The sequence below is a fragment of the Streptomyces sp. NPDC020490 genome, from assembly GCF_044335305.1.
GTDB lineage: Bacteria > Actinomycetota > Actinomycetes > Streptomycetales > Streptomycetaceae > Streptomyces.
Genome location: NZ_JBIRUY010000088.1, coordinates 1,202 through 2,890, shown reverse-complemented (window position 1 = coordinate 2,890; position 1,689 = coordinate 1,202). Strand labels below are relative to the sequence as shown.

General features: G+C 58.3%; 1 rRNA gene (running past one end of the window). It reads left to right on the top strand.

Going from position 1 to position 1,689, the window contains the following annotated elements:
* The first annotated feature begins 147 nt into the window (after window positions 1-147).
* A 23S ribosomal RNA gene (locus ACH4ZX_RS40065) occupies window positions 148-1,689 on the top strand; it runs 992 nt beyond the window's last position.

Genomic DNA, 1,689 nt, shown 5'->3' with positions numbered 1-1,689 from the left:
CTGGGCGGGGCCTGGTCGGGCACGCTGTTGGGTGTCTGAGGGAATGAACCCTCGGATGCCGGCCCCAGTGCACTCGGACCTGTGTGGTCCGGGGTGATGGGTGGCTGGTCGTTGTTTGAGAACTGCACAGTGGACGCGAGCATCTGTGGCCAAGTTTTTAAGGGCGCACGGTGGATGCCTTGGCACCAGGAACCGATGAAGGACGTGGGAGGCCACGATAGGCCCCGGGGAGTCGTCAACCAGGCTTTGATCCGGGGGTGTCCGAATGGGGAAACCCGGCAGTCGTCATGGGCTGTCACCCTTGCCTGAACACATAGGGCAAGTGGAGGGAACGCGGGGAAGTGAAACATCTCAGTACCCGCAGGAAGAGAAAACAACCGTGATTCCGGGAGTAGTGGCGAGCGAAACCGGATGAGGCCAAACCGTATGCGTGTGAGACCCGGCAGGGGTTGCGTATGCGGGGTTGTGGGATCTCTCTTCCACGGTCTGCCGGCCGTGGGGCGAGTCAGAAACCGTTGATGTAGGCGAAGGACATGCGAAAGGTCCGGCGTAGAGGGTAAGACCCCCGTAGTCGAAACGTCAGCGGCTCGTTTGAGAGACACCCAAGTAGCACGGGGCCCGAGAAATCCCGTGTGAATCTGGCGGGACCACCCGCTAAGCCTAAATATTCCCTGGTGACCGATAGCGGATAGTACCGTGAGGGAATGGTGAAAAGTACCGCGGGAGCGGAGTGAAATAGTACCTGAAACCGTGTGCCTACAAGCCGTGGGAGCGTCGGGTAGGAACTTGTTCCTGCCTCGTGACTGCGTGCCTTTTGAAGAATGAGCCTGCGAGTTTGCGGTGTGTTGCGAGGTTAACCCGTGTGGGGTAGCCGTAGCGAAAGCGAGTCCGAAGAGGGCGCTGTAGTAGCACGCTCAAGACCCGAAGCGGAGTGATCTAGCCATGGGCAGGTTGAAGCGGAGGTAAGACTTCGTGGAGGACCGAACCCACCAGGGTTGAAAACCTGGGGGATGACCTGTGGTTAGGGGTGAAAGGCCAATCAAACTCCGTGATAGCTGGTTCTCCCCGAAATGCATTTAGGTGCAGCGTCGTGTGTTTCTTGCCGGAGGTAGAGCACTGGATAGGCGATGGGCCCTACCGGGTTACTGACCTTAGCCAAACTCCGAATGCCGGTAAGTGAGAGCGCGGCAGTGAGACTGTGGGGGATAAGCTCCATGGTCGAGAGGGAAACAGCCCAGAGCATCGACTAAGGCCCCTAAGCGTACGCTAAGTGGGAAAGGATGTGGAGTCGCAGAGACAACCAGGAGGTTGGCTTAGAAGCAGCCACCCTTGAAAGAGTGCGTAATAGCTCACTGGTCTAGTGATTCCGCGCCGACAATGTAGCGGGGCTCAAGCGTACCGCCGAAGTCGTGTCATTGCAGCATGTACTCCCAACGGAGGCTGTGATGGGTAGGGGAGCGTCGTCTGCCGGGTGAAGCAGCACCGGAAGGTAGTTGTGGACGGTTGACGAGTGAGAATGCAGGCATGAGTAGCGATTCACACGTGAGAAACGTGTGCGCCGATTGACTAAGGGTTCCTGGGTCAAGCTGATCTGCCCAGGGTAAGTCGGGACCTAAGGCGAGGCCGACAGGCGTAGTCGATGGATAACCGGTTGATATTCCGGTACCCGCTGTGAAGCGTCAAACATCG